The sequence below is a fragment of the Marinimicrobium sp. UBA4509 genome, from assembly GCF_002388575.1.
In the GTDB taxonomy this organism is placed as follows: domain Bacteria; phylum Pseudomonadota; class Gammaproteobacteria; order Pseudomonadales; family Cellvibrionaceae; genus Marinimicrobium; species Marinimicrobium koreense.
Genome location: NZ_DGMV01000054.1, coordinates 36,192 through 36,915 on the forward strand (window position 1 = coordinate 36,192; position 724 = coordinate 36,915).

Here is a 724-nt window from a genome sequence, read left to right on the forward strand (position 1 = left end):
GCGGTCCAGGATTTCCAGTACCCGGGGAATGGCGGTGGGCGAGGGACCAAAGTGGCCCTGCATACCGATGCCGTCGATGGGCGCTTCCTGATCAACCAGATACTGGATGGTCTGCTGGTAGTGATCCTGATGGGCGGCGTCGCGTCCACCGCCGGACAGAATGGAGTAATCGTTGATGTAGAGCTTGTGGTGGGCCAGGTTCAGGCGCGCCCGTTCAAACCAGTCGACCATCACCTCGTCGCCAAAGGCGTCCATCAGGTAGTGGTTGTCATAGGGTTCGTTGAGCACATCCCACTCATCCAACACATTCGCCGTGGCACTGGCGATATCGTCGATATGATCGAGGACGATCTGCTTTGCTTCCGGATCGGCGTTTTCCGGCTCACCTTCCGGCAGGTACTCCTGAATCAGGTTGGGCAGGTTGCGCTTGGACGGCCATACCATGACGTGGCCCCGGGTGTAAAAGTCGTTATCCTTGAGCCACTGAAGCGCATCGATGGTGGTCTGCTGGCTGAAGTCTTCACCCCACTCGCCCGCCCAGGGCGCCCATTTCAGGTCATTTTCCGGGCCGCTCTGATTGAACAGTTCCAGCACCTTTTCCCGGTAGATTTCGTTATCTTCGCCCTCGCCCATGAGAATGTGGCCGACGGTCACCGAGCCAAAGTGATAGGCATGGCGGGTCATCTCGACCGCCACCTCGGCACCCTCGACCGGCTGACCTTCA

Annotated in this window: 1 protein-coding gene; it reads right to left on the reverse strand. The window is 59.0% G+C overall.

Going from position 1 to position 724, the window contains the following annotated elements; all coding sequences use genetic code 11:
• Positions 1-724 (reverse strand): endo-1,4-beta-xylanase (locus B3520_RS10345; RefSeq protein WP_286875986.1); only part of this gene is annotated, 724 nt, incomplete at both ends.